Source organism: Streptomyces sp. NPDC022552 (assembly GCF_055561875.1).
Window position 1 is genome coordinate 1 of sequence record NZ_JBVHGJ010000026.1, and the last position, 23951, is coordinate 23951.

19 protein-coding genes are annotated in these 23951 nt (G+C 72.7%); 5 read left to right on the forward strand and 14 right to left on the reverse strand.

Features of this window, described 5'->3' with window-relative positions; genetic code table 11:
* Window positions 1–334: 334 nt before the first annotated feature.
* Window positions 335–1342: a stage II sporulation protein M gene (locus ACZ3OF_RS35475; RefSeq protein ID WP_467308971.1), complete on the reverse strand. Its 1008-nt coding sequence runs from the start codon at window positions 1340–1342 to the stop codon at window positions 335–337.
* A gap of 120 nt (window positions 1343–1462) precedes the next feature.
* Between ACZ3OF_RS35475 and ACZ3OF_RS35480 the strand changes: the two genes are divergently transcribed.
* Complete coding sequence (locus ACZ3OF_RS35480) at window positions 1463–2377, forward strand: RDD family protein (protein WP_361681584.1); 915 nt, start codon at window positions 1463–1465, stop codon at window positions 2375–2377.
* A 16-nt stretch (window positions 2378–2393) separates the two neighbouring features.
* On the opposite strand, the gene ACZ3OF_RS35485 is transcribed toward ACZ3OF_RS35480, so the two are convergent.
* The 8 genes from ACZ3OF_RS35485 to ACZ3OF_RS35520 form a co-directional block, all read right to left on the reverse strand.
* The gene (locus tag ACZ3OF_RS35485) at window positions 2394–3008 is read right to left on the reverse strand and encodes a hypothetical protein (protein ID WP_361681587.1); all 615 of its coding nucleotides are present in this window, start codon (window positions 3006–3008) and stop codon (window positions 2394–2396) included.
* A gap of 132 nt (window positions 3009–3140) precedes the next feature.
* Window positions 3141–4598: an adenosylhomocysteinase gene (gene ahcY / locus ACZ3OF_RS35490; protein ID WP_361681590.1), complete on the reverse strand. Its 1458-nt coding sequence runs from the start codon at window positions 4596–4598 to the stop codon at window positions 3141–3143.
* 590 nt (window positions 4599–5188) lie between these two features.
* Entirely contained in the window at window positions 5189–6154 is a 966-nt protein-coding gene (locus ACZ3OF_RS35495) for a cation diffusion facilitator family transporter (protein ID WP_361681593.1), read from the reverse strand.
* Window positions 6155–6217: 63 nt separating this feature from the next.
* Complete coding sequence (gene manA / locus ACZ3OF_RS35500; protein ID WP_467308975.1) at window positions 6218–7369, reverse strand: mannose-6-phosphate isomerase, class I; 1152 nt, start codon at window positions 7367–7369, stop codon at window positions 6218–6220.
* 133 nt (window positions 7370–7502) lie between these two features.
* Complete coding sequence (locus tag ACZ3OF_RS35505; RefSeq protein WP_361681599.1) at window positions 7503–8687, reverse strand: SIS domain-containing protein; 1185 nt, start codon at window positions 8685–8687, stop codon at window positions 7503–7505.
* Window positions 8688–8967: 280 nt separating this feature from the next.
* The gene (locus tag ACZ3OF_RS35510; protein WP_361681602.1) at window positions 8968–9147 is read right to left on the reverse strand and encodes a Trm112 family protein; all 180 of its coding nucleotides are present in this window, start codon (window positions 9145–9147) and stop codon (window positions 8968–8970) included.
* A 120-nt stretch (window positions 9148–9267) separates the two neighbouring features.
* Window positions 9268–10635: a phosphomannomutase/phosphoglucomutase gene (locus tag ACZ3OF_RS35515; RefSeq protein ID WP_361681605.1), complete on the reverse strand. Its 1368-nt coding sequence runs from the start codon at window positions 10633–10635 to the stop codon at window positions 9268–9270.
* Window positions 10636–10869: 234 nt separating this feature from the next.
* Window positions 10870–11301, reverse strand: coding sequence for a DUF3499 domain-containing protein (locus tag ACZ3OF_RS35520; protein ID WP_361681608.1), 432 nt, complete (start codon window positions 11299–11301; stop codon window positions 10870–10872).
* Window positions 11302–11590: 289 nt separating this feature from the next.
* Between ACZ3OF_RS35520 and ACZ3OF_RS35525 the strand changes: the two genes are divergently transcribed.
* A complete protein-coding gene (locus tag ACZ3OF_RS35525) occupies window positions 11591–12127 on the forward strand; it encodes a metallopeptidase family protein (protein WP_361681611.1) in 537 nt (178 codons plus the stop codon).
* A gap of 90 nt (window positions 12128–12217) precedes the next feature.
* Here the strand turns inward: ACZ3OF_RS35525 and ACZ3OF_RS35530 are convergent, their stop codons facing one another.
* The 3 genes from ACZ3OF_RS35530 to ACZ3OF_RS35540 all read right to left on the reverse strand — a co-directional run bounded on the left by ACZ3OF_RS35530 (window position 12218) and on the right by ACZ3OF_RS35540 (window position 17892).
* Entirely contained in the window at window positions 12218–13735 is a 1518-nt protein-coding gene (locus ACZ3OF_RS35530; protein ID WP_467308980.1) for a DUF5719 family protein, read from the reverse strand.
* A complete protein-coding gene (locus tag ACZ3OF_RS35535) occupies window positions 13732–17457 on the reverse strand; it encodes a glycosyltransferase family 2 protein (RefSeq protein WP_467308982.1) in 3726 nt (1241 codons plus the stop codon). Before ACZ3OF_RS35535 ends, ACZ3OF_RS35530 begins: the two co-directional genes overlap by 4 nt.
* Before the next feature lie 171 nt (window positions 17458–17628).
* Window positions 17629–17892, reverse strand: coding sequence for a WhiB family transcriptional regulator (locus ACZ3OF_RS35540; protein ID WP_015033978.1), 264 nt, complete (start codon window positions 17890–17892; stop codon window positions 17629–17631).
* Window positions 17893–18584: 692 nt separating this feature from the next.
* On the opposite strand from ACZ3OF_RS35540, the gene ACZ3OF_RS35545 reads away from it, so the two are divergent.
* The 3 genes from ACZ3OF_RS35545 to ACZ3OF_RS35555 all read left to right on the forward strand — a co-directional run bounded on the left by ACZ3OF_RS35545 (window position 18585) and on the right by ACZ3OF_RS35555 (window position 21553).
* Window positions 18585–19094: a cysteine dioxygenase gene (locus tag ACZ3OF_RS35545; RefSeq protein WP_361681620.1), complete on the forward strand. Its 510-nt coding sequence runs from the start codon at window positions 18585–18587 to the stop codon at window positions 19092–19094.
* A gap of 66 nt (window positions 19095–19160) precedes the next feature.
* Window positions 19161–20117 (forward strand): 2-phospho-L-lactate transferase, encoded by a 957-nt coding sequence (gene cofD / locus ACZ3OF_RS35550; protein WP_361681623.1) that lies wholly within the window; start codon window positions 19161–19163, stop codon window positions 20115–20117.
* Window positions 20114–21553, forward strand: a complete 1440-nt coding sequence (locus ACZ3OF_RS35555; RefSeq protein WP_361681626.1) for a coenzyme F420-0:L-glutamate ligase — start codon at window positions 20114–20116, stop codon at window positions 21551–21553. The genes cofD and ACZ3OF_RS35555 overlap by 4 nt, the downstream gene beginning before the upstream one ends.
* A gap of 10 nt (window positions 21554–21563) precedes the next feature.
* Here the strand turns inward: ACZ3OF_RS35555 and ACZ3OF_RS35560 are convergent, their stop codons facing one another.
* Window positions 21564–22577, reverse strand: coding sequence for a DNA-3-methyladenine glycosylase family protein (locus tag ACZ3OF_RS35560; RefSeq protein WP_361681629.1), 1014 nt, complete (start codon window positions 22575–22577; stop codon window positions 21564–21566).
* A 231-nt stretch (window positions 22578–22808) separates the two neighbouring features.
* Window positions 22809–23891, reverse strand: coding sequence for a mannose-1-phosphate guanylyltransferase (manB, locus tag ACZ3OF_RS35565; RefSeq protein WP_467308986.1), 1083 nt, complete (start codon window positions 23889–23891; stop codon window positions 22809–22811).
* Window positions 23892–23951 lie beyond the last annotated feature (60 nt).

Consider the following 23951-nt stretch of genomic DNA (forward strand, 5'->3'; position numbering starts at 1 on the left):
CGTGTTTCCAGCTTAGCAGATCCGTTTTCCGTTTCTGCCACCCGCTGGAGCGGGCTGCCGGGCTGTTCTTCGCTTTCGCGTTTCCCTTTCCGGCGATTCCGACTTTATCAGATTCATTTCGGCCGACCTAATCGGTGGCTTCGTGATTCGAATAAGGAATCGGGGTGGCTCCGTGGAAATCAACTTCCCGACCGGAGCGAGAGAGACTCTAGCTGCTGGCCTTCGAACTTGTCCAGTCCGAGGCAACCGTTTGAATCTACCTCCCCACGCGAACCGTGTCAACGGTTTTTGTGGGCGAGGAGGAGACTAGCAGGTCAGCGGGGTCGTCCGCACATCAGGCAGCCGTCGGCAGGGCCGCGCTGCGGTCGGTCTCCTCGACGTCGCCCGTGTCCCCCGCTCGTACGGCGCGGGCGCCCAGGACATAGACGTAGACGAGAAATGCCAGCTCGGCGGCTATTCCGATGGCGATGCGCGCCCAGGTCGGGAGCCCCGACGGGGTCACGAAGCCTTCGATGAGGCCCGAGAGGAACAGGACCAGGGCCAGGCCGATCGCCATGCCCACGGCCGCGCGGCCCTCTTCGGCCAACGCGGCTCGGCGGGTCATCGGGCCCGGTTCGATGAGGGTCCAGCCGAGGCGGAGACCCGTGCCCGCGGCGACGAATACGGCGGTCAGTTCCAGGAGGCCGTGCGGGAGCAGCAGGCCCAGCATGACGTCGAGGCGGCCTGCCGCGGACATCAGGCCGATGGCCACGCCGAGGTTCAGCATGTTGAGGAAGAGGATCCAGAGCACCGGGAAGCAGAGGAACGCGCCGAGGACCAGGCACATGGCTGCTGCCTGGGCGTTGTTCGTCCAGACCTGGGCGGCGAAGGAGGCCGCCGGATGGCTGGAGTAGTACGTCTCGTACTGGCCGCCGGAGCGGGTCATCTCCCGCAGCTCCGCCGGGGCGCCGATGGCCGACTGCACTTCCGGGTGCGTACCGATCCACCAGCCGATGAGTACCGCGAGGAGGGTGGAGAGGACTGCCGTCGGGACCCACCAGTGGCGTGAGCGGTACACGGCCGCCGGGAAGCCGGCTGTCAGGAAGCGGACCGCGTCGCGCCAGGAGGAGCGGCGGGTGCCGGTGACCGTGGCGCGGGCGCGTGCGACGAGTTGGGTGAGCCGGGCCGTGAGCATGGGGTCCGGGGCACTGGACTGGATCAGGGAGAGGTGGGTGGCCGTCCGCTGGTACAGGGCGACGAGCTCGTCGGCCTCGGCACCGCTCAGCTTGCCGCCGCGCCGCAGGAGCTGGTCGAGGCGGTCCCACTCGGCGCGGTGGGCGGTGACGTAGACGTCGAGGTCCATGATCGGCTGCTGCTCCAGGCACTGGGTGCGTACGGGTCCGTACTACTGCGGCGCGCTGCGGGTCAGCTTGGCAGACTGTCGTACCGAGGGGTCGGGGTAGGTCGGTGAAGGGTGGGTGCCGTGAGCGGGGTGGTGACGGGGGACGCCGTCGTACTGGGGTTGCAGCCGGCGCGGCTGCCGAGCCGGGCTCTGGCGCTGCTACTCGACGCGCTCGTGGTGTGGGCGGTCTATCTGTTGATCACGGTCGGTCTCGCGGTGGCGACGGCATCGCTCGACGAGGCGGCGCAGACGGCGATGTCGATCGCCTCCTTCCTTCTGGTCCTCGTGGGCGCGCCGATCGCGGTGGAGACGCTGTCGCGCGGGCGGTCGCTGGGGAAGTTGGCCTGCGGGCTGCGGGTGGTGCGGGACGACGGTGGACCGATCCGCTTCCGGCACGCGCTGGTGCGAGGGGCGATGGGGGTGGTGGAGATCCTCATGACGTTCGGGACGGTCGCCTGTATCGCCTCCCTCGTCTCCGCGCGCGGACGGCGGATCGGGGATGTCTTCGCCGGGACGCTCGTCGTGCGGGAGCGGGTGCCGGCCGCTCGGACCTCGGTCGTGCCCCCTCCCCCGCCGTGGCTCGTGGGACGGTTCACGGAGCTGGATCTCTCCGCTGTGCCGGACGCGCTGTGGCTGGAGATACGGCAGTACCTGACGCGGATGCGACAGCTGGACCCGGCCGTGGGGCAGCGGATCGCGGAGCGCCTGGCCGACGAGCTGGTCGCGCGGACGGGGACCCCGCCGCCGGCCGGTGTGCCGGCGGCGGCGTATCTGGCCGGGGTCGTCGGCGAGCGGCAGGCGCGGGACGCGCGGCGGGCTTTCGCTTCCTCCCCTTCTCCTGGTGCCTCTGCCGGTGCCTCTTCTGCTTCCTCTCCTCCGTCCCCTTCTGCGCTCTCTCCCTCGCCGGGAACGGCGGGCGGTGTGCCGGGGTTCGTGGCACCTGCCCCGCCGGCCGTGGAGCCCCGGCGATCCACCGGGTTCGCGCCGCCCGCCTGATGGCCGGCGCCGGTCGTCAGGGGAAGACGGACGGCGGGGTGTCGAGGGATTCGAGTTCGATGCCGGGGGCGGAGAGGACTACGTCTCCGGCGATGTGAACCGTGTGCTGTTCGCCCGTGTCCAGGGCGTTGACCTGGTACTCGTCCACGATCAGACGGTCGTTGTCAGTGGGGTGCGCTTCACTGTTCACCAGGGCCCAGGACTGGTCGATGGTGAGGGGGGCGAGCACGGGATCCGTGAAGGCGACGAGCCTGACGCGGGTCGCGGGGGAAGCGGGGGTGAGTCGCAGGAGTCGCGTGATCGCGACGAGGAACGCCGGGGACGTGCCGGTGAAGGCGTGGGCGCGCACATTGCCTTCGGTGGCATGGGTTCCGGTGGGGTCCGTGCGGACCCAGGTGACGCCGTCGAGGGCGGCGCCGCGGACCTGCCAGCTCGCGGCGTGGAGTTCGAGTCGGATGGGGCGGCCGAGTTCGTCGATGGCCAGGTCGACGGAGCCGGCGTGCTCGCCGGAGGGGGTGGTGGTCTGTGAGACGTAGCGCCAGCCGGAGGGGCCGGGCGCGCAGTTGAAGTGCTCTTCACCGAGGGGGGTGTGATCGTGCGGATCATGGAGCGAATAGCGGCCGCGGGGCATGGGTCCTCGGGGTGCTTGCGGGGGCGATAGACGAGGCAGGCCCCCGGCACGGGGGTGCGGGGGCCTGCCTGATTCCTCTACGGGTGCGCGGGACGGGCGTGCGTCAGTTCACGGGCGCCGTCCGGACCGGCATCAGTAGCGGTAGTGGTCCGGCTTGTACGGGCCTTCGACCTCGACGCCGATGTAGGCGGCCTGCTCCGGGCGGAGGGTCGTGAGCTTCACACCGAGCGAGGCGAGGTGGAGGCGGGCGACCTTCTCGTCCAGGTGCTTCGGGAGCACGTACACGTCGGTCGGGTACTGCTCGGGCTTGGTGAAGAGCTCGATCTGGGCCAGGGTCTGGTCCGCGAAGGAGTTCGACATCACGAACGACGGGTGCCCGGTCGCGTTGCCCAGGTTCAGCAGACGGCCCTCGGAGAGAACGATGATGACCTTGCCGTCGGGGTAGGTCCAGGTGTGGACCTGGGGCTTGACCTCGTCCTTGACGATGCCGGGGGTGGCGGCCAGGCCGGCCATGTCGATCTCGTTGTCGAAGTGGCCGATGTTTCCGACGATGGCCTGGTGCTTCATCCTGGCGATGTCGGACGCCATGATGATGTCCTTGTTGCCCGTGGTGGTGATGAAGATGTCGGCCGTCTCGACCACGTCCTCCAGCGTGGTGACCTGGAAGCCGTCCATCGCCGCCTGGAGCGCGCAGATCGGGTCGATCTCCGTGATGATGACGCGAGCGCCCTGGCCGCGGAGCGACTCCGCGCAGCCCTTGCCGACATCGCCGTAGCCGCAGACCACGGCCGTCTTGCCGCCGATGAGGACGTCGGTGGCGCGGTTGATGCCGTCGATGAGGGAGTGGCGGCAGCCGTACTTGTTGTCGAACTTCGACTTCGTCACGGCGTCGTTGACGTTGATCGCCGGGAAGAGGAGGGAGCCGGCCTGCTGCATCTCGTACAGGCGGTGGACGCCGGTGGTGGTCTCCTCGGTCACGCCGCGGATCTCGGACGCGAGCTGGGTCCACTTCTGCGGGTTCTCGCCGAGGGTGCGGTTGAGGAGGCGGAGGATGTGGCCGTACTCCTCGCTGTCCGCGGTGGACGGGTCCGGGGCGGAGCCGGCCTTCTCGAACTCGACGCCCTTGTGGACGAGGAGGGTGGCGTCACCGCCGTCGTCGAGGATCATGTTCGGGCCGCCGGTGGGCGTGTTCGGCCAGGTCAGGGCCTGCTCCGTGCACCACCAGTACTCCTCCAGGGTCTCGCCCTTCCAGGCGAAGACCGGGACGCCCGCGGGGGCCTCGGGGGTGCCGTTCGGGCCGACGGCGATGGCCGCGGCGGCGTGGTCCTGGGTGGAGAAGATGTTGCAGGAGGCCCAGCGGACCTCGGCGCCGAGGGCGACCAGGGTCTCGATGAGGACGGCCGTCTGCACGGTCATGTGCAGGGAGCCGGTGATCCGGGCGCCGGCGAGCGGCTGCTGGTCGGCGTACTCGCGGCGGATCGACATCAGACCGGGCATCTCGTGCTCGGCGAGGGTGATCTCCTTGCGGCCGAAGGCGGCCAGGGACAGGTCGGCGACCTTGAAGTCCTGCTGGGTGGCGGCAGTCGTCATGACTGGGCTGCTCCTCGTGGATCGGGTTCGAGGGTCGGTGGGGCGCCTGACACCGCGACGTGCGTAGCGCGGGCACACGAATGCCCGGGTACTCCCGCGGTGCAGTCGTCGGAGGCCCTCTCTCCCTCGGCCGGTCCCGCGGACCGCCCGACCGCCATCAGCAGCGACGTCTGGCTGGTCACGAATCTACACCGATCAGTGCGGCGACCTACAGTCCGGCCTGCCCCGGGATTCGGCCGGTTTCGCCGCCCGCGGCGGGCCCAGAGGCCCGAACAGAGCGGACTTCAGGGACTTTTGACTGCGCGCGCCTGAGGTGCGCTGCTCTGGAATCAGCAGCGAGCGCGAGGAGAGGCCTGTGGCCAGGCCGGCGAGCGAGGAGCGGAGGGTGCGGCTGCTCGCGGTGACCGCCTGTCCGAGATCCAAGGGTCCGTCGGGCCCGACGACGCCCTCCCCGACAACGATGTCAGCACGTCGGGCGGGGCGGCATCATCGTCGCGACCGACAGGCGGAGGGGCCCGGGGTCGTGATGACCCCGGGCCCCTGTGGTGCGGGCGCCGTGTCCTGATGACCCCGGGCCCCTGTGGTGCGTGTCAGTGGCCCGGGCCGCCCGGGGACTTGGCCGGGTTGACGCCTGCGGCGGCCGCCGATTCGCTGTAGACGTCCGGCTCCAGGTAGATGACCCGGGCGATCGGGACCGCCGCGCGGATGCGCTCCTCGGCCGCGTTGATCGCGTGAGCCACCCCGGTGGCCGACTCGTCGTGGCGGACGGCGATCTTGGCGGCCACGAGGAGCTCCTCAGGGCCGAGGTGGAGCGTGCGCATGTGGATGAGGCGGGTGACCGACTCGCCGTCGACGACCGCGTCCTCGATCTTCTTCACGTCCTCGACGCCCGCGGACTCACCGAGCAGCAGCGACTTGGTCTCGGCGGCGAGGACGATCGCGATCACGATGAGCAGGACACCGATGCAGAGGGTGCCGATGCCGTCCCAGACGCCGTCGCCCGTGAGCAGCGCGATGCCGACACCGCCGAGGGCGAGGAAGAGGCCGATGAGCGCGCCGAGGTCCTCCAGGAGGACGACCGGAAGCTCGGGCGCCTTCGCGCGGCGCACGAACTCCTTCCAGGACTGGCCGCCGCGGATCGCGTTCGACTCCTTGATGGCCGTGCGGAAGGAGAAGGTCTCGGCGATGATCGCGAAGACGAGCACGCCGATCGGCCAGTACCAGTCCTCGATCGGGTGCGGGTGCTTGATCTTCTCGTAGCCCTCGTAGACGGCGAACATGCCACCGACCGAGAAGAGCACGATCGAGACGAGGAAGGCGTAGATGTACCGCTCGCGGCCGTAGCCGAACGGGTGCTGCGGAGTCGCCTCGCGCTTCGCCTTCTTGCCGCCGAGGAGCAGCAGGCCCTGGTTGCCGGAGTCGGCGAGCGAGTGCACGCTCTCGGCCAGCATCGAGGACGAACCGCTGAAGAGGAACGCCACGAACTTGGCTACCGCGATCGCGAGATTCGCGGCGAGTGCCGCCACGATCGCCTTGGTTCCGCCTGACGCGCTCATGGGTGTACGTGTTCCCTTCGTCGGTACTCCGGCACTGTCGCCATTCGGCCGGTCATTGTTGCATCAGGCCACGACGGTGGCGCGGAAGACCGTTCCCGTACCGGACAGTTCGGTCGTTTCGCCCGCCGGTACGAAGACGGACTCGCCGGGGGCGAGGGTCACGTCGCCCGCCTTCGGCCGGCCCGCGACGGCGAGCAGGATCTGCGGGGTGGTGGCGGTGACGTCGGTGGGCGCCGCGCCTTCGGCCCGTACGAAACGGGAGAGGCGGAACTCGTCGATGGGGGTCTCGTAGACCTCCTCGCCCGAGGGGGAGGCCTCCGGGCGCAGGACGCCCGGGTCGGTCGGTTCGAAGCGGACGATCCGCAGCAGCTCCGGGACGTCGACGTGCTTGGGCGTCAGACCGCAGCGCAGCACGTTGTCGGAGTTGGCCATGATCTCGATGCCGAGGCCGTCGAGATAGGCGTGCGGCACGCCGGCTCCGAGGAAGAGGGCTTCGCCGGGCTGGAGTTGGACGGGGTTGAGCAGCATGGCGGCGATGACGCCGGCGTCGCCCGGATAGTGGTGCGCGAGGGCCGCGTACGGGGCGTGGGCGCCGCCGAGGCGTTCCGCGGCGGCCGCGGCCTCGGCGACGGTGTGCGCCATCTCCTCGCGGTCGGCGGCGAGCAGGGCGGTCATGACCTCGCGCAGCGCGGCCTCTTCGGGGTGGGCGTGCAGCAGATCGACGTACGGCTTGAGGGAGTCGACGCCGAGCGCGGCGATCGTGTCGGCGGCCTCGATCGGGTCGCGGAAGCCGCAGAGCCCGTGGAACGGCGTGAGGGCGCAGATCAGTTCGGGCTTGTGGTTGGCGTCCTTGTAGTTGCGGTGCGGCGCGTCGATGGGGACGCCGGCCGCCTGCTCGGCGGCGAATCCGGCCTTCGCCTGGGCGAGGTCGGGGTGGACCTGGAGGGAGAGCGGGGCTCCGGCGGCGAGCACCTTGAGGAGGAAGGGCAGGTGCGGGCCGAACTTCCCGACGGCCGGGGCGCCCAGCTCGCGTACGGGATCGGCGTCGATGACCTCGTTGAGCGGTCCGCGCTCCGTGCGGGAGGGGGCTCCAGGGTGGGCGCCCATCCACATCTCGGCCTGGGGCTCGCCGGTGGGGGTGGTCCCGAGCAGCTCGGGGATGGCCGTGGTGGAACCCCAGGCATAGGGGCGGACGGTGTTGACGAGGCGGTCCATGGAGCCTTCCAGCTTTCCTCGGTGCGGTGATGGAGGTGGGGGCGTCGTGGGACGTGGCGGCGTCGTGGGACGGGTGGTTCGTCGGGGGCGGTCTTGGGTTGTGGGTGGGGCGGGGTCGGGTCGCGTATGACGGTTATGCGTGGGGTGGTGCGATCCCGGCCGACGCCAGCGACAGGTAGACGGCGGCGAAGTCGGTGACGGCGAGCAGTTCGGCCAGTGTCTCCAGGAGCTCGCCGCTCTCCCCCGACGCCTCCTCCGCCACCAGCGGTTCCAGCTCGCTGATGGCGGTGCCGTGGCTGAGGGCCAGCTCCCGCGCGGCGGGGGCGGCCGTCAGACCGCCGGCGTCGGCCGGGCGGTCGCGCAGCAGGACGACCCGGGCGCGCAAGGCCTGCTGCTCGTCCACCCGGTCGCGGAAGAAGTCGTCGGGGTCGGCGCCCGCCGCGTAGTCGCCCGCGAGCAGGACACCGTGGGCGGGCAGCGCCTCGGGCAGTTCGGCGGCGAGCGCGGGCAGGCCGGCCAGCTCGGCCAGTACGGCGGCGAAGCGGCGGCCGACGGGTCCGGCGGCGTCGCCCTCGGTCCAGATCAGCGGCAGCGTGTCGGCGAGTTCGGCGGCGAGCGTCTTGGCCGGGTTGCTGTACGTGGCGATGGCCGGGCCGCAGCGCTCGGCCGTGCTGTCGAGGCGGTCGGCGACCTTCTCCAGCGTCTCGGACGGCGCTTCGAGGAGGCCGACGCGGTCCAGCAGTGCGAGGAGCGGCGTGAACAGGGCCCACAGGGCTCCGGGGCCCGCGGCGAGCGTCTCCTCGTACTCCACGGCGCTCTCGTGCGGTGCCATGGCCATCGGTACGAGCAGTCCGCGCGGGGCGCTGACGGTCTCCGCCAGCGGGGAGGTCTTCGGGGCGACGGCGACGACGGTGATGCCGCGGCGGTACGCCTGTTCGGCGAGGAGCGCGAGCCCGGGTTCGGAGCCGTCGGTCGTCGGGATCAGGAGCAGATCCAGGGAGCCTGCCCAGCCGGGCAGGGCCCAGCGCAGGGCGCCGGAGGCGGGGGCGACGCCGGTGGGCTGGAGGCGGATCACGGGGGCCGCCGCTCCTGCGAGCGCGCCCACCAGGTCGGCGACGCCCGCGGCGGCGGTGCCGGGTCCCGCGACGAGGACGGAGCGGGGGCGGCCCTCGGGGCTGAGCTCGGAGATGCCCGCTTCGGCGGCGTGGCGGGCGGCGGTCCGCACCCGTGCGCCGGCCTCGGCGGCGCCGCGGAGGAGACCGCGGCGGTCGGCGAGTGCGAGGGCGTCCGGGGCGTCGAGGACGGTCTCGTCGAGCATGGGGCGGTGCCTCCGGGTACGGGCGGGGCGGGGCCCTGCGGGCGGGCGCGGTGCGGGGTCTTGGGCCGGGGCGCTTGCGCGGTGCGGACGCTTGCGCGGTGCGGGCCCTCGTGGGGGCGCGGTCGGGGCGGACGCACCCGCAGGGGCGCCGTCCCGTGTGCCCACCCTCCCCCGGATTTCGTCCGGGGGACCCCCACCGCCCAGAGGGACGATTTGCCAACAGGGGGGTGGGTGGGGGTTGCGGGCGATTGCCGACGGGCACGCGTCCCACGCGGGGTTGCTACGGGTGGCGGGCCTCGTCCACCAGGAGGACCGGGATGCCGTCGCGGACCGGGTACGCGAGGCCGCAGTCGGGACTCGTGCAGATCAGTTCGGGGGTCTCGGCCGTCGTACGGTCGTTCAGCGGCGCGTGGCACGCCGGGCAGGCCAGGATCTCCAGGAGGCCGGCTTCGAGCGGCATGAGGTGTCCCTTCGAACAAACGAGATGATGGTGCTGCCCTTTGGGCCAGGTCAGCCTACCGCCGGGGGACGGGGCGCGCGGCTCGGCCGTCCGTGCCGTCCCCCGGCGGGAAGAGTGGTGTCAACCGGTCGCGCGGACCAGGTCCAGGACCTCGTCGCGGATCTTGGCCATGGTGGTCTCGTCACGGGCCTCCACGTTCAGGCGCAGCAGTGGCTCAGTGTTCGACGGGCGCAGGTTGAACCACCAGTCGTCCGCCGCCACCGTCAGACCGTCCAGCTCGTCGATGCCGATGCCGTCCTGCCCGGCGAACGTCGCCTTGACGGCCGCCGTGCGGCCCGCCTGGTCGGAGACCGTGGAGTTGATCTCGCCCGAGCCGACGTAGCGGTCGTACGAGGAGACCAGCTCCGACAGCGGGCCGTCCTGGCCACCGAGGGCGGCGAGGACGTGGAGCGCCGCGAGCATGCCCGTATCGGCGTTCCAGAAGTCCTTGAAGTAGTAGTGCGCGGAGTGCTCGCCGCCGAAGATCGCGCCCGTCTTGGCCATCTCCTCCTTGATGAAGGAGTGGCCGACGCGGGTGCGCACCGGATTGCCGCCGTTCTCGCGGACGACCTCGGGGACGGACCAGGAGGTGATCAGGTTGTGGATGATCGTGCCGCCGGGGGTCTTCGCCAGCTCGCGCGCGGCGACGAGGGCCGTGATCGCGGACGGGGAGACCGCCTCGCCGCGCTCGTCCACCACGAAGCAGCGGTCGGCGTCGCCGTCGAAGGCGAGGCCGAGGTCGGCGCCCTCGGCCCGGACGCGGGCCTGGAGGTCGACGATGTTGGCGGGGTCGAGCGGGTTGGCCTCGTGGTTCGGGAAGGTGCCGTCGAGCTCGAAGTACATCGGTACGAGGTCGAGCGGGAGGCCCGCGAAGACGGTGGGGACGGTGTGGCCGCCCATGCCGTTGCCCGCGTCCACGACGACCTTCAGGGGGCGGATCGCGGCCAGGTCCACCAGCGCCTTCAGGTGTGCGGCGTAGTCGGCGAGGGTGTCCCGCTCGGTGATCGTGCCGGTCGTGGCGGCGGCCTCGGGGGCGCCCTCGTCGGACCAGCGCTCGACGAGGGTACGGATCTCGGAGAGGCCCGTGTCCTGGCCGACGGGGGCGGCGCCCGCGCGGCACATCTTGATGCCGTTGTACTGGGCGGGGTTGTGGGAGGCGGTGAACATCGCGCCCGGCAGGTCGAGGCTGCCCGAGGCGAAGTAGAGCTGGTCGGTCGAGCAGAGCCCGATCAGGGTGACGTCGGCGCCGAGGCGGGCCGCGCCGCGGGCGAAGGCGCCCGAGAGCCCCGGCGACGAGGGCCGCATGTCGTGGCCGACCACGATCGCGTCGGCGGCCGTCACCTGGACGAACGCGGCGCCGAACAGTTCGGCGAGCGTCTCGTCCCACTGCTCCGGCACCACCCCGCGGACGTCGTACGCCTTCACGATCTGCGACAGATCAGCAGCCACGGAACAACCCTCCTGAATACGCCATCTTCGGCACGCGTGTGCGGCGCGTGTAACAGGAGGCCCAACCTACCGGGGGCCGCTCACGGGAGGGCAGAGCGCCTTGACCGGTCGGGGGAGGAATGCCCGGAAATCGGGGGTGGGGCAGGGCGGGGGGAGGCTTCAGCCCGGCAGGGCTCAGAAGCCGGGCTCAGCAGCCGGGCCGACGGCTCCGGAGCGGGTTGCTCCTCGGGAGACTCAGGAGTCCGGGGAGCGGAGAACGCGCAGGTGTCCGCGACGGCCGACCTCCATGGGGTCCCCGCCACGGCCCCCGCCACCCTTGCCGCCGGCCTCCGCCGCGCGTTCCTGGGGGCGGGCCGCCTCCCGTACCGCGTTGGCGAGGGCCTCCAGGTCGTCCCCGCTCGGGCGGGCCGGGGCGGAGCCGTCGGAGAGCCGCACCACCTCCCAGCCGCGCGGCGCGGTGAGGCGCTCGCTGTGTTCGGCACACAGGTCGTAGCAGTGGGGCTCGGCGTAGGTGGCGAGCGGGCCGAGGACCGCAGTCGAGTCGGCATAGACGTACGTCAGTGTCGCGACGGCAGGGCGGCCGCACGCGGTGCGCGAACAGCGACGTACAGGGCTCACGACGTTGGACGGTACCGCACTCTTGAGCGGGCCGCGACGACTCTCCACCAGGTCACTCCACCGTGTCGCGGTGTGACGTCGGCCACGGCCCCTCTCGGGAGGGCCGTCCTGACCTGCGCGTAAGGAAGCGAACGGGGGCGGGGACGGCGGTCGATCCGGACACGGTCCGAGCGGAATCCGGTCAACCACGGCCAGATGGCCGATCGCGGGACCCTACGGAATCGAGCCCGCGCTTGGCCGGAACGTTCAACTATCGACAGCGCGGGTGCGGACGAATCGCGGTGGCACGTGTGCGCCACGGCCGACTGACACCGAGGAGAGTTACGCTGCGTCAGTGATGGACAGTCCTGTGCCGCCGCGCCCCTCGTCCCGTCCGGCCGAGTCCCACGCGGGCGGACACCCCGCCGGCGAACCCCACGGGGGCGAGTCCCACTCCGCCGAGGCCCGCCCCGCTGAGGCGCGGCCGGATCCGGAGCCCCGGACGCGCCGCCGCGACCGGCACGGCCGCGGGATGCGGGGGCCCGTCGCCCCGCCGCAGGTGCCGCTGTCGGCGAGCCGGGCGGACACGTTCCGCGATCTGGTCCTGGATTCGGTGGAGCGTCTGGAGCGGCGCTGGCCGCAGCTGGCGGACGTCGAGTTCCTGGTGCTCGACGTGCCGCCCTCGGTGCCGGGCGAGGCGGTGCCGCTCGGCGGCTCCGCGCCCGCCGCGAAGGACGGGCCGGCCCGGGTGATCGTCTACCGGCGGCCCGTCGAGATCCGCTCGAAGAGCCGCGACGAGCGGGCGCTGCTCGTCCACGAGATCGTGGTCGAGCAGGTGGCGGAGCTGCTCGGCCTCTCCCCCGAGTCTGTCGATCCCCGGTACGGGCAGGACTGACGCGTGTACGGGCAGGACTGACCCGGTACGGGAAAAACTGACCCCCGGCCCCTCGTACGGGGTACCGGGGGCCGCTGGGGTGTCGGGCGTTCAGTCGTCCAGGACCGACAGGTCCTGCTTCGCCGTCGGGACCTCGACCGTGCCCCGGTCGTCGAGCAGGGTCTGGACCGTGAACATGGGGATGCCGTCGTCCGGCAGGGCCAGCATGCGGGCCGCGTGGACCGGGCCGCCCGAGACCGGTTCGACCGTCACGGCGTAGGAGCCCTTGAGCCCGGCCGGGACCAGTTCGGTCACCTTCATCGTCGTCCCCTCCTTGACCGTGACGGTCTTGGAGACCGGCGTGCCGCCGCCCGTACCGGCCGAGGCGGTGACCTTGACCTGGGCCGCGGCGCCGGGCGCCGTCAGCGTGAGCGTCGACCCGGAGGCGCGGTTGTCGGCGACGGTGGCGCGGGAGGCGATCGCCGCGGTGGCCGGGATGTACGCCACCTCCTGCTTGTCGCCCTTGCCGCGCACGACGCGCAGGGCGGCCACGAACGGGGCGGACTTCTTGGCGTCCGAGGGCGTGAGCAGCAGCGCGCCGACCTCGCCGCGGGTGAGGTCCGGCAGGTCGACCGCCGCGGTCATGCCCGACTTCACGTGCAGGGCCTCCGCGCTCGCCGGGACGATCGTGCCGGCCTCGCCGACCAGCTGGATCTTCAGCTCGGCGTCGTCCTCGCCAGGTGCGTACGCCACCAGGCGCACCGAGGTCGCGTCGGACGGGATGCCGGGCAGGACGGCGGTGCCGGCCGGGTCGGCGGCGGCGGGGAGCCAGTCGCTGCCGAGCTTGTCGTCGGCCGAGCCGATGACCGCGCCCACCCGGCCGCTGCGGGTCGTGACGTGGACGGTCACGTCGGCCGCCGGGGCCGCGCCGGTGAGCGTGGAGAGCAGCACGGGGACGGTGGAGTGGGCCGGGACGGGGATGCCGTCGGTCAGCTGCGACGCGAGTTCGCCCTCGGCGCCGTAGAGCTGGATGTCGGCGACGGCGGCGGTGTCGTCGGGGTTGGTGAGGTGGACGTAGTCCTGGCGCTGCTTGGCCGTGGAGGCGGCCGGGAACCAGAAGTCCGTGTCGGGGGCGGTGCAGGTGACGCCGAGCACGCCGCGCGCGCCGCCCGCCGGGACGACGGTGGTCTGCTGGACCGTCCAGCCGGGGGCGAGGCTGCCCGTGGCCGAACCGGCCAGGGCGGGGGCCGCGCCGCCGTTCGCCTCGGCGGCGACGGGCTTGCCGGGCTCGGTGACGGTGGCCGGGGCCTTGCCGGCCGCGGGCTTCTTCGCCGCGGTTCCGCCGGGGGTGGCGACGGCCGCGGCGGCCTTGAGTTCGGCCTTGGCGGCGGCACCGGGCTTGGCGGAACCGCCGCCGGTGGCCCCCGGGGTGTACGAGGTGTAGTCCGTCTCGGCCACCTCGGAGGTGGTGGGCGCCGGGCACAGCAGGCTGGAGCGCTCCACGGGCAGCTTCGCAGGGGCCTTGGCCCCTGCGGTCGCGGAGCCGTCGGGCGCGGTCAGCGCGGCGAAGCCGGTGACGGCGGCGAGGGCGGTGGCGACCGCGATCAGGGAGAGGGTGGGGCGCTTCACTGGTTGCTGCTCCCGTCGGGACGCTGCTCGGTCTCGTAGCCGTAGGTGTACGGGTCGTACGTCTGCTGCTGGTCGTAGCCCTGCTGCTGCCCCTGCTGCTGGTACTGCTCGTACTGCTGCGGGTCGTAGCCCTGCTGGGGGTACTGCTCGTACTGCTGCTGGTACGGGTCGGTGCCGTACTCGGCGTACTGCTGGGGCTGGGCGTAGTAGCCCTGCTGGGCGTACTGGTCCTGCTGCTGGTCCGGCTGGTGGTGCTGGTCCGGCTGCTGGTGGTCCTGGTGCTGCTCCGGCCAGTCCGCGGCGGCGTAGGTCTGCTGCTGCGGTACGGGATGGGGAGCGGGCTCGGGGTCCTCGTAACCCTGCCCCTGCTCCTGCCCCTGGTGTCCCTGCTCCTGCGCGGCTTCGGCGGCTGCCTCGGCCTCCGCCGCGGCGCGCAGGCGGCGGGCACGGCGGCCGTCGCCCTCCATGGCCTGGGCGGGGATGGCGACTTCCTCCTCGGGCAGGTCGTCGTCGATCTCACGGCGCCGCCCCGGCAGGGCGAGGACGAGCAGGACGACGGCGAGACCGACCTGGGCCCAGATCCACAGGGTGTGGGTGAGCGGCTGGTCGTAGGTGAGGTCGAGCTTGCCGCCGTTCGCGGGGAGTTCGAAGCCCTGCGCCCACCCGTCGACGGTGGTCCTCGTCAGCACCTTGCCGTCGAGGGTGGCGGTCCAGCCCTCGTCGGCGCGGTCGGCGATGCGCAGGACGCGGCCCGCGGGGCCGGACGGGATCTTCGTGTGCGCCTCGACGGGGCCGGCGGCCACGGCGACCGGCGTGGCCGCCGCGTCGGCGGCCTTCGCCGCATCGGCCGTCGCATCGGTCGTCTTCCCCGTGTCCGTGGTCCTCGCCGCCGGGACGATGGTGGCGCGGGCGACGACACGCTCGCGGTCGACGGTCCACAGGGCGCTGCCGTCGAGCTGGCTGAGCCGGCTGAGGCCGGGGGTGGCGTCGAGGACGCGGCTCATCTGGCGCGGCGCCCCGTCCCGGACGAGGACGTAACGGATCGCGAAGCCGCTGAGCTCCTCGGTCTGGTCGGCGCCCGAGCCCGCCACCAGGTGCGCGACGACCTTGTCCAGGCGTGCGTCACCGCCGCCCGCGGCGGCCAGTTCGGCGTCGCCGAGACGGCCGCCGGAGCCGCGGACCAGGGTGTACGAGACCTCACCGGGCGAGGTGCCGCCCAGGACGAGGGTGCGGGGCTGGTCGTCGGTGTCGCTCTCCTCGGCGACGAACGCCGGGACCTGGACCGGATCGCGCCGGGTCAGCGGGCCGTCGGCGCCGGCGATCATCCAGCCCGTGGCCGCCACGACCGGGCCGAGGGCGGCGGCGAGCGCGATCAGCGCGGCGACCGGCTGGCGCCAGCCGAAGCCGTGCGCGGCGACGCGGGTACGTCCGTACTCGGCGCCGATCATGCCGGCGGCGAGCAGCGCCGCGCCGTAGACGAGGGTGGCGGGACCCGCCCAGCCGGTGCCGCCCGCTCCGTTGGAGAGCGCGGCGAAGAGGAGGCCGACGAGGGCGACGGTCCAGGCGGCGCCGACGGCGAACCGGCGCTCTTCGCGCAGCAGTCCGGCCAGCGCGGCGAGCACGATGCCGATGAGGAGGAGGCCGCCGGTGGTGCCCGGGCCGCCTGGGCTGATCCCGAGCAGGTCGAGGGCGGAGGCCGTGCCCGTACGGATGTCGAGTCCGGCCTCGCGCAGGAAGGCGGAGGGGCTGGTCAGCAGGGAGAGCGACCAGGGCGCGAGGACGAGGAGCGGGGTGCCGACGGTGGCCAGGAAGCGCAGACCGTAGGCGGTGATGTCGTCGCGGCGCAGGACGAGCGCGGCGATGCCGAGGACGACGGCGAGCGGCCAGACGATCGGCGTGAACGCCATCGTGAAGGTGAGCAGGAAGGTGTACGCCCAGGTGGCGCGCCAGCTGCCGCGTGCACCGCCCGGGCCGCCGGTGAGGCCGTGGGCGGCGACGGCCGCGCGGGCGATGAGCGGGAGCAGGATCGCGAGGACGGCGGTGCCGAGGCGGCCGGCGGCGAGCGCGCCGGTGGCGGCGGGCAGGAAGGCGTACGCGATGGCACCCCAGGCGCGCAGCAGCGGGGACTCGACGATCGGCCGGGCGGCGAAGTAGGCGGTGAAGCCGGCCAGCGGGACCGAGCAGACGAGCAGCACGGTGAGCGCGAAGGAGGTGGAGCCGAGGAAGAGGGCGGAGAGTCCGGCCAGGACGGCGAGGTAGGGCGGTGCGGTCTGGGTGCCGCCGGTGCCGAGGGCGTGCCAGCTGTCCGCGTACCGTCCCCAGAGCTCGGAGACGGTGTCGGGGGCGGGCAGCAGGGTGCCGCCGGCGAGCGCGCCGCCGCCGTACAGGCCGCGGCAGGCCACCACGGAGGCGATCAGGAGCAGGGCGAAGAGGACGGGCCCGGGCTTGCGGGCGATCTTCTTCAGCCGGGCGAACTGCTCGATCTCCAGGAAGTCGGCGTCGTCGCCGCCGGGTCCGGATTCGACCGCGCCGTGGCGCGATCCGCCGGAATCGGCGTCGGAGCCGCCGAAGTTCGCGACGATCTGTTCGGCGGTGGCGCGGACGGTGGCGCCGGGCGGCGGGAAGAGCGCGCGGAGTTCGCTCGCGGGCACCGCGGGGTTCTTGCGGCGCCGGCGCGCGGCGAGGATCTTCTCGGGGCGCAGCAGGGTGGCGAAGAGGCCCATGACCTCGTCGACGGCCTGGCCGGGGACCTTGCCGACGAGGTAGGCGAGGGTGCGCAGCAGGGTGCCGAGGATCAGCCGGATCAGGACGTACGGCAGGGCGGCGCCGCGGCTGTTGGCGAGGAGGGTGTAGACGGCGCCGGCCTTGTCGACGCGGTGCGGGTTGGCCACGGAGCGGCCCGCGCAGTCGACGGTGCGGCGTTCGCGGGCGGAGGCCTCGGCGTGCCGCAGGACGGCGTCGGGGGCGACGAGGACGCTGTGGCCGGCGGCGTGGGCGCGCCAGCACAGGTCGACGTCGTCGCGCATCAGGGGCAGGCGCCGGTCGAAGCCGCCGAGCTCCTCGAAGACGTCGCGGCGGATGAGCATGCCGGCGCTGGAGACGGAGAGCACGGAGCGGACCTGGTCGTGCTGGCCCTGGTCCTGTTCGCGCCGGTCGAGGCCGGTCCAGCGGCGGCCGCTGCGGGCGATGGAGACGCCGGCTTCGAGCAGCTGCCTGCGGTCGTACCAGCCGCGGAGCTTGGGTCCGACGACGGCCGCGTACGCGTCCGAGTCGGCGACGCGCAGGAGTTCGGCGAGGGCGTCGGGCTCGGGGGCGCAGTCGTCGTGGAGCAGCCAGAGCCACTGCACGGGCTCGCCGTGCGGGAGTTCGGGCAGGTCGTAGGCGTCGTCGCTCCAGGTCCTGCTGACCGGGTCCCAGCCACTGGGCCTCTTGAGATAGGTGAGTTCCTCGGGTCCGAGCACGGGCGCGGTGCGGGCGGCCTCCTCGACGGCGGCACCGAAGCCCGTACGGCGTGCGAGGTGAAGCACGCGGTCGGCGCCGATCGCGTCGGCGAGCAGCTGCGCGGAGTCGTCGGCGCTGCCGGTGTCGGCGGCGACGACGTTCTGCACGGGTCGTTCCTGGGCGAGCAGCCCGGCGAGGGCGTCCGGCAGCCAGCGGGCGCCGTCATGGGCGACGAGCACGGCGGTGACGACGTGTCGCGGAAACTCAGGAGTTGAGGACATCGAGGTACGGGCCCTCCGGCCGGGGGTCGCCCGCGGGGGGCGTGGGTACGTCTCGGACGGGGCCCCACACTAACGGCTGCCAAGAAAAGGGTCCGCCTCCTGTGGACAGAGCACAGGAGGCGGACCGTTCGATGTGTACGGGTGTGCGTGGTTCGGCGGGTGGGACGCCGGTCAGACGGCCGCCTTCTTCAGGCGACGGCGTTCGCGTTCCGACAGACCGCCCCAGATACCGAATCGTTCGTCGTTCTGCAGGGCGTACTCCAGGCATTCGGAGCGGACCTCACAGGCGAGGCAGACCTTCTTGGCCTCGCGGGTCGAGCCGCCCTTCTCGGGGAAGAAGGACTCGGGATCGGTCTGGGCGCACAGCGCGCGCTCCTGCCAGCCGAGTTCCTCGTCCGCGTCCTCGACCAGCAGTTCCTGGAACAACTCGGTCATGTGCGCCCCTCGTCTGTTCTTTGCGTCCCCGTGATGTTGCCGTTACCGACTCCGGTCGAACGACACGAGTGAAATTACAAGTTCGTGCTCTGTGCGAGTCAAGCCGGAATCTGCTATTGGGCCCGGTATTCACTCTGCGGAACCAAGGCTATGCGGAAAGTGTTCAAATCACCAAAAACCTGACACATGCCACTGGCCTGGCCACACCGTCCCCTCTCACGGAGGGAGACGCCCGAAGCGTGGATCTTGTTGCGATCCCACCGCGGAAGCGATCCGGATCACAGTCTGATCACGGGACCCCAGCCGCGTTTACGGACACGGCTGTTGCGCCATGTGTCCCGGTCAGCGGCTGCACAAACCTTTCTCCGGACGCTGTAACCGGATGAGGTGAAACATTACCCCCAAAACGGGCATTGAGTTGACAGTCGGGTGGCCCTCCCGTCACCTTTGATGCCATGCCAGCGACCTCAGCGCCCTCCGCGACCCACGCCCGTGGGTACCGCAGCGCTGTCCAGGCGCGCTGTTGCTGTTGCTGTTCCAGCTGTTGATGCCCCCGAGCTCCAGCGCCTTCTCTCCGCGTAGCCCGCGTTGCCCCGCGTGACCCGTTGCACGGCCCCTCGCACCACCTCCCTGCACGACTTCTGCGTGACCCCCGCCACGACTTCTGTTACTGCCGAGGAACCACCGCACCCATGAACAGCGACAGCGACCTTCAGATCGCCGGCGACATCCTCGAGGTCCAGCACCTCCTGCAGCCGGCCCGCGAGCACCCCGCCACCGTGGCCGACTTCGTCGGCCTGGCCCGCTCCATCGCCGCCGACCGCGCGCAGTGGGCCCCGCACGTCGAGTACGACGCCACCACGCGCTGGTACCACCGGCTGCGCACCGGACCCGGCTACGAGGTCTGGCTGCTCTCCTGGGTGCCTGGCCAGGGCAGCGGCCTCCACGACCACGGCCGCTCCTCCGGCGTACTGACCGTCCTGGAGGGCGAACTGACGGAGCGTACGGAGCGGGGCATCCGGAAGCTCGACGGGGGTGCGACGCGGGTCTTCGCACCGGGGTACGTCCACGAGGTCGTCAACGACTCCCTCGAACCGGCGGTCAGCCTGCACGTCTACTACCCCGGCCTCACTGAGATGCCCATGCACGAGTCCCGCCAGGCGCAGTGCGCCCCCGCGCCCCACGATGTCGTGCCGGCCTGACAGGCCCTGCCGCCGCCCGGCCCACCACCCCTCAAAGGATCAGGCCGCGCCTGACAGACTGTCCGCATGCGCATTGTGGTTCTGGCCGGTGGTATCGGTGGTGCCCGCTTCCTTCGCGGCCTCAAGCAGGCCGCGCCGGACGCGGAGATCACGGTCGTCGGCAACACCGGTGACGACATCCATCTCTTCGGGCTGAAGGTCTGCCCGGACCTCGACACGGTGATGTACACCCTCGGCGGTGGCATCGACGAGGAGCAGGGCTGGGGCCGTGAGGACGAGTCCTTCACGGTGAAGGAGGAGCTCGCGGCGTACGGGGTGGGGCCCGAGTGGTTCGGCCTCGGCGACCGCGACTTCGCGACGCACATCGTCCGTACGCAGATGCTGGGCGCCGGCTATCCGCTCAGCGCGGTGACCGAGGCGCTGTGCGCACGCTGGCAGCCGGGGGTGCGGCTGCTGCCGATGTCCGACGACCGCGTCGAGACGCACGTCGCCATCGAGGTGGACGGCGAGACCCGGGCCGTGCACTTCCAGGAGTACTGGGTGAAGCTGCGGGCGTCCGTGGACGCCCAGGCCGTGGTGGCCGTCGGCGCGGAGGCCGCGAAGCCCGCACCGGGTGTCCTGGAGGCCATCGCCGAGGCGGACGTCATCCTCTTCCCGCCGTCGAACCCGGTCGTCTCGGTCGGCACGATCCTGGCCGTGCCGGGCATCCGCGAGGCGATCGCCGAGGCGGACGTGCCGGTGGTCGGCCTCTCCCCGATCGTCGGCGACGCGCCCGTGCGGGGCATGGCCGACAAGGTCCTCGCGGCGGTGGGCGTGGAGTCCACGGCGGCTGCGGTGGCGCTGCACTACGGCTCGGGCCTGCTCGACGGATGGCTGGTCGACACGGTCGACGCGGGCGTCGTCGAGGACGTCGAGTCGGCGGGGATCCGCTGCCGGGCGGTGCCGCTGATGATGACGGACCTGGACGCGACGGCGGCGATGGCGCGCGAGGCGCTGGCGCTGGCGGAGGAGGTCCGGGGATGAGGGGTCCTGCGGACGGCGGGGCGGACGGCTCAGGTACGGAGGGCTCCGGCGCGGAGGGCTCTGCGACGGGCGGCGCTGAGGCGGGCCGCCTCGGCGCGGAGGGCTTCGGGCCGGGGGGCTCGGGTACGGACGGCTTCGGCTCGGGTGGGTATCGGGTCTGGGCGCTTGAGGGGATGCCTGAGGTTCGCGATGGGGACGATCTCGCCAAGCTGATCGCTTCCGCCTCCCCCGGTCTCGTGGACGGGGACGTCCTGCTCGTCACCTCCAAGATCGTGAGCAAGGCCGAGGGGCGGGTGATCGCCGCCGACGACCGGGAGGACGCGATCGACGCCGAGACGGTACGGGTGGTGGCACGGCGCGGCGCCCTGCGGATCGTCGAGAACCGGCAGGGCCTCGTCATGGCCGCGGCCGGGGTCGACGCCTCCAACACCCCCGCCGGCACCGTCCTGTTGCTGCCCCTCGACCCGGACGCCTCGGCACGCGCGATACGGGACGGGCTGCGCGACGCGCTCGGCGTCGACGTCGGCGTCGTCGTCACGGACACCTTCGGGCGGCCGTGGCGCAGCGGTCTCACCGACGTGGCCATCGGCGCCGCCGGCGTGCGCGTCCTCGACGACCTGCGCGGCGGCACGGACGCGTACGGCAACCCGCTCAGCGCGACGGTCGTCGCCACCGCCGACGAGCTCGCCGCCGCGGGCGACCTGGTCAAGGGCAAGGCGAAGGGGCTCCCGGTCGCCGTCGTCCGTGGCCTGCCGCACGTCGTGGACGGGTCCGCCGACGAGGGCGCCCGGGCCCTGGTGCGCGGCGCCGCCGACGACATGTTCCGGCTCGGGACCTCCGAGGCGATCCGGGAGGCGGTGACCCTGCGGCGTACCGTCCGGGAGTTCACCGACGAGCCGGTCGACCCGGGCGCGGTACGGCGTGCCGTCGCCGCCGCCGTCACGGCTCCGGCGCCGCACCACACCACGCCGTGGCGGTTCGTGCTCCTGGAGTCGGAGTCCTCACGCACCCGGCTCCTCGACGCGATGCGCGACGCGTGGATCGCGGACCTGCGCCGGGACGGCAGGTCGGAGGAGTCCGTCGCCAAGCGCGTCCGCCGCGGCGACGTGCTGCGGAACGCCCCGTACCTCGTCGTGCCCTGCCTCGTCATGGACGGCTCGCACCACTACGGCGACCCGCGGCGCGACGCCGCCGAACGCGAGATGTTCGTGGTCGCGACGGGCGCGGGCGTCCAGAACTTCCTGGTGGCGCTGGCGGGTGAGCGGCTGGGCTCGGCGTGGGTGTCCTCGACGATGTTCTGCCGCGACGTCGTACGGGACGTCCTCGGGCTCCCCGCCGACTGGGACCCGATGGGCGCGGTGGCCGTGGGTCACGCCGCGGCGCCGCCGAAGGACAGGCCGGCGCGACAGGCGGCGCAGTTCATCCAGGTGCGGTAGCGCGCCGGCCTCAGAGCGCAGCGATGTTTCCCGGGGTCATCCGGGGTGCGCGGCGCGGCGGGACGCGGCCGCTGAGGAGGATGAGGCGGGCCGCGCGGTGGCGTTGGCCCGCGTACGGGGCGAGGAGTTCGAGCATCGCCGCGTCGTCGGTGGTCCGGTCGCCCGCGAGGGCGTACCCGACGATCGACGGAAGGTGGTAGTCGCCGACGGACACCGCGTCCGGGGCGCCGTTGCTGCGCTGGATCGTCTCGGCCGACGTCCAGGGACCGATCCCGGGAATCAACTCCAGCCGCTGCTGGGCCGGTTCGGGATCCATGGCCGCCGCCTCCTCCATGCGGCGGGCGACCTTCACCGCGCGCAGGATCGTGGCGGCGCGCTTGTTGTCGACGCCCGCGCGGTGCCACTCCCAGGACGGGATGAGCGACCAGGTGCGGGCGTCGGGCATCACGTGGAGGCCGTGGCCCTCGGGGCCGGGGGCGGGCTCGCCGTACTTCCGCACGAGCAGGCGCCAGGCGCGGTACGCCTCGTCCGTGGTGACCTTCTGCTCCAGGATCGACGGGATCAGCGACTCCATCACCAGGCCGGTGCGGGTCAGCCGGAGGCCGGGTCGGGCGCGGTGCGTGGCGGCGAGGAGGCGGTGGCGGGGGGTGAAGGCGTCCGGGTCGTCCTCGGCGCCGAGCAGTTGCGGGAGGCGGTCGAGGAGCCAGTCCGCGCCTGGCCCCCAGGCCTCGGCCTCCGCCGTGCCCTGGCGGAGGGCGACCCGGAGCGTGCCGGGGCCTTCCGGGGTGCGGGCGGAGCGCCAGACGGAGCCGTCGGGGGTCGTACGGAAGGTGGGGTCGGCGGGGCCGCGGCGGAGGGGGCCGAGGGTGAGGCCGAGGTCGGTGGGCGCGGCGGGTGCCCAGCGGCGCGCCGCCCCGGACACGGGGCCGGGCTTCCGCGAGGCGGGTACGGGGACGTGGCCACCGCGCACGGTGGTGCGGGTGGTGGGGGTCGTGCGGGTGGGGGGTGTGAAGCGGCCGGCCATGTCTATGAGCGTATCCGGGCCACCGTGCGAGCGGGCCTGACGGGCGCAGCCCTGGTGGCCACCGGGCGCACGGGGCGGACGCCGCGCCCCGTGCCGGGCGGGCCCTGTGGCGGGCGGGCCCGCGAAGGGCACCGCCCGCGAAGCGCACCGGGTGCACGGGGGTGCCGCGCACGGCAGAGCGACGTCACGTGTGGGGTGGGTGGGTGGCGGGGTGATGGCCCGCTACGGGGGCTACTGGTCCGACGAGAAGCGGATCGCGCCCGCGGGGAGCGTCGCGTTGCACCAGACGCGGACGCCTTCGCGGAGTTCGTTGTCCGGGCCCACCTGCGCGCCGTCTCCGATGACCGCGCCCGTCAGGACCGTGCGGGCCCCGATGCGGGCGCCCGCACCGATCAGGGAGTCGGTGATCACCGCGCCCGGTTCGACCACCGCGCCCGCGTGGAGCGTCGAGCCCGTGATGCGGGCACCCTCGCCGACGACCGCGTCCGCGCCCACGACCGTGCCGCCCGTGAGCTTGGCGTCCGCGGCCACTCGAGCCGTCGGGAGGACCAGGCGGTCGCCGCAGCGGCCCGGGACCGCCGGGGACGGAGCGCGGCCGAGGACCAGATCCGCGGAGCCGCGCACGAACGCCTGCGGGGTGCCGAGGTCGAGCCAGTACGTGGAGTCCACCAGGCCCTGGAGATGCGCTCCCGTGGCGAGGAGCTCGGGGAAGGTCTCCCGCTCCACCGAGACCGGGCGGCCGGCCGGGATGGTGTCGATGACCGAGCGGCGGAAGACATAGGCCCCCGCGTTGATCTGGTCGGTGACGATCTCCTCGGGAGTCTGCGGCTTCTCCAGGAACGCGGTGACCCGCCCGGTCGGGTCCGTCGGGACCAGGCCGAACGCCCTCGGGTCGTCGACCCGGGTCAGGTGGAGCGAGACGTCCGCGCCCGAGGAGTCGTGCGTGGCGACCAGGGCCTGGATGTCCAGGCCGGTCAGGATGTCGCCGTTGAAGACGAGGACCGGGTCGTCCGGGCCGGAGTGCAGGCGCGACGCGACGTTGCGGATCGCGCCGCCCGTGCCGAGCGGCTCCTCCTCGGTGACGTACTCCAGGCTGAGCCCCAGCGACGAGCCGTCCCCGAAGTACGGCTCGAAGACCTCGGCCAGGTACGAGGTGGCGAGCACCACGTGCTCGACACCCGCGGCCCTGGCCCGTGCCAGCTGGTGCGTCAGGAACGGCACACCCGCCGCGGGGACCATCGGCTTCGGGGTGTTCACCGTCAGCGGGCGTAGCCGTGTGCCCTTGCCACCGACCAGGAGGATCGCTTCTGTCACCTGTCGTCTCTGCTTCCTGTCCGGGGCCGGTCTCATCGCCCGTCACGTTGTTTCGTTCGC

Coding starts and splice junctions, on each gene's coding strand:
- ahcY (WP_361681590.1), bottom strand. CDS start 4,598: ATGACGACTGCCGCCACCCAGCAGGACTTCAAGGTCGCCGACCTGTCC.
- ACZ3OF_RS35555 (WP_361681626.1), top strand. CDS start 20,114: ATGAGGGGTCCTGCGGACGGCGGGGCGGACGGCTCAGGTACGGAGGGC.
- ACZ3OF_RS35525 (WP_361681611.1), top strand. CDS start 11,591: ATGGACAGTCCTGTGCCGCCGCGCCCCTCGTCCCGTCCGGCCGAGTCC.
- ACZ3OF_RS35540 (WP_015033978.1), bottom strand. CDS start 17,892: ATGACCGAGTTGTTCCAGGAACTGCTGGTCGAGGACGCGGACGAGGAA.
- ACZ3OF_RS35560 (WP_361681629.1), bottom strand. CDS start 22,577: ATGGCCGGCCGCTTCACACCCCCCACCCGCACGACCCCCACCACCCGC.
- ACZ3OF_RS35535 (WP_467308982.1), bottom strand. CDS start 17,457: ATGTCCTCAACTCCTGAGTTTCCGCGACACGTCGTCACCGCCGTGCTC.
- ACZ3OF_RS35495 (WP_361681593.1), bottom strand. CDS start 6,154: ATGAGCGCGTCAGGCGGAACCAAGGCGATCGTGGCGGCACTCGCCGCG.
- ACZ3OF_RS35545 (WP_361681620.1), top strand. CDS start 18,585: ATGAACAGCGACAGCGACCTTCAGATCGCCGGCGACATCCTCGAGGTC.
- cofD (WP_361681623.1), top strand. CDS start 19,161: ATGCGCATTGTGGTTCTGGCCGGTGGTATCGGTGGTGCCCGCTTCCTT.
- ACZ3OF_RS35510 (WP_361681602.1), bottom strand. CDS start 9,147: ATGCCGCTCGAAGCCGGCCTCCTGGAGATCCTGGCCTGCCCGGCGTGC.
- ACZ3OF_RS35505 (WP_361681599.1), bottom strand. CDS start 8,687: ATGCTCGACGAGACCGTCCTCGACGCCCCGGACGCCCTCGCACTCGCC.
- manA (WP_467308975.1), bottom strand. CDS start 7,369: ATGGACCGCCTCGTCAACACCGTCCGCCCCTATGCCTGGGGTTCCACC.
- ACZ3OF_RS35485 (WP_361681587.1), bottom strand. CDS start 3,008: ATGCCCCGCGGCCGCTATTCGCTCCATGATCCGCACGATCACACCCCC.
- ACZ3OF_RS35475 (WP_467308971.1), bottom strand. CDS start 1,342: ATGGACCTCGACGTCTACGTCACCGCCCACCGCGCCGAGTGGGACCGC.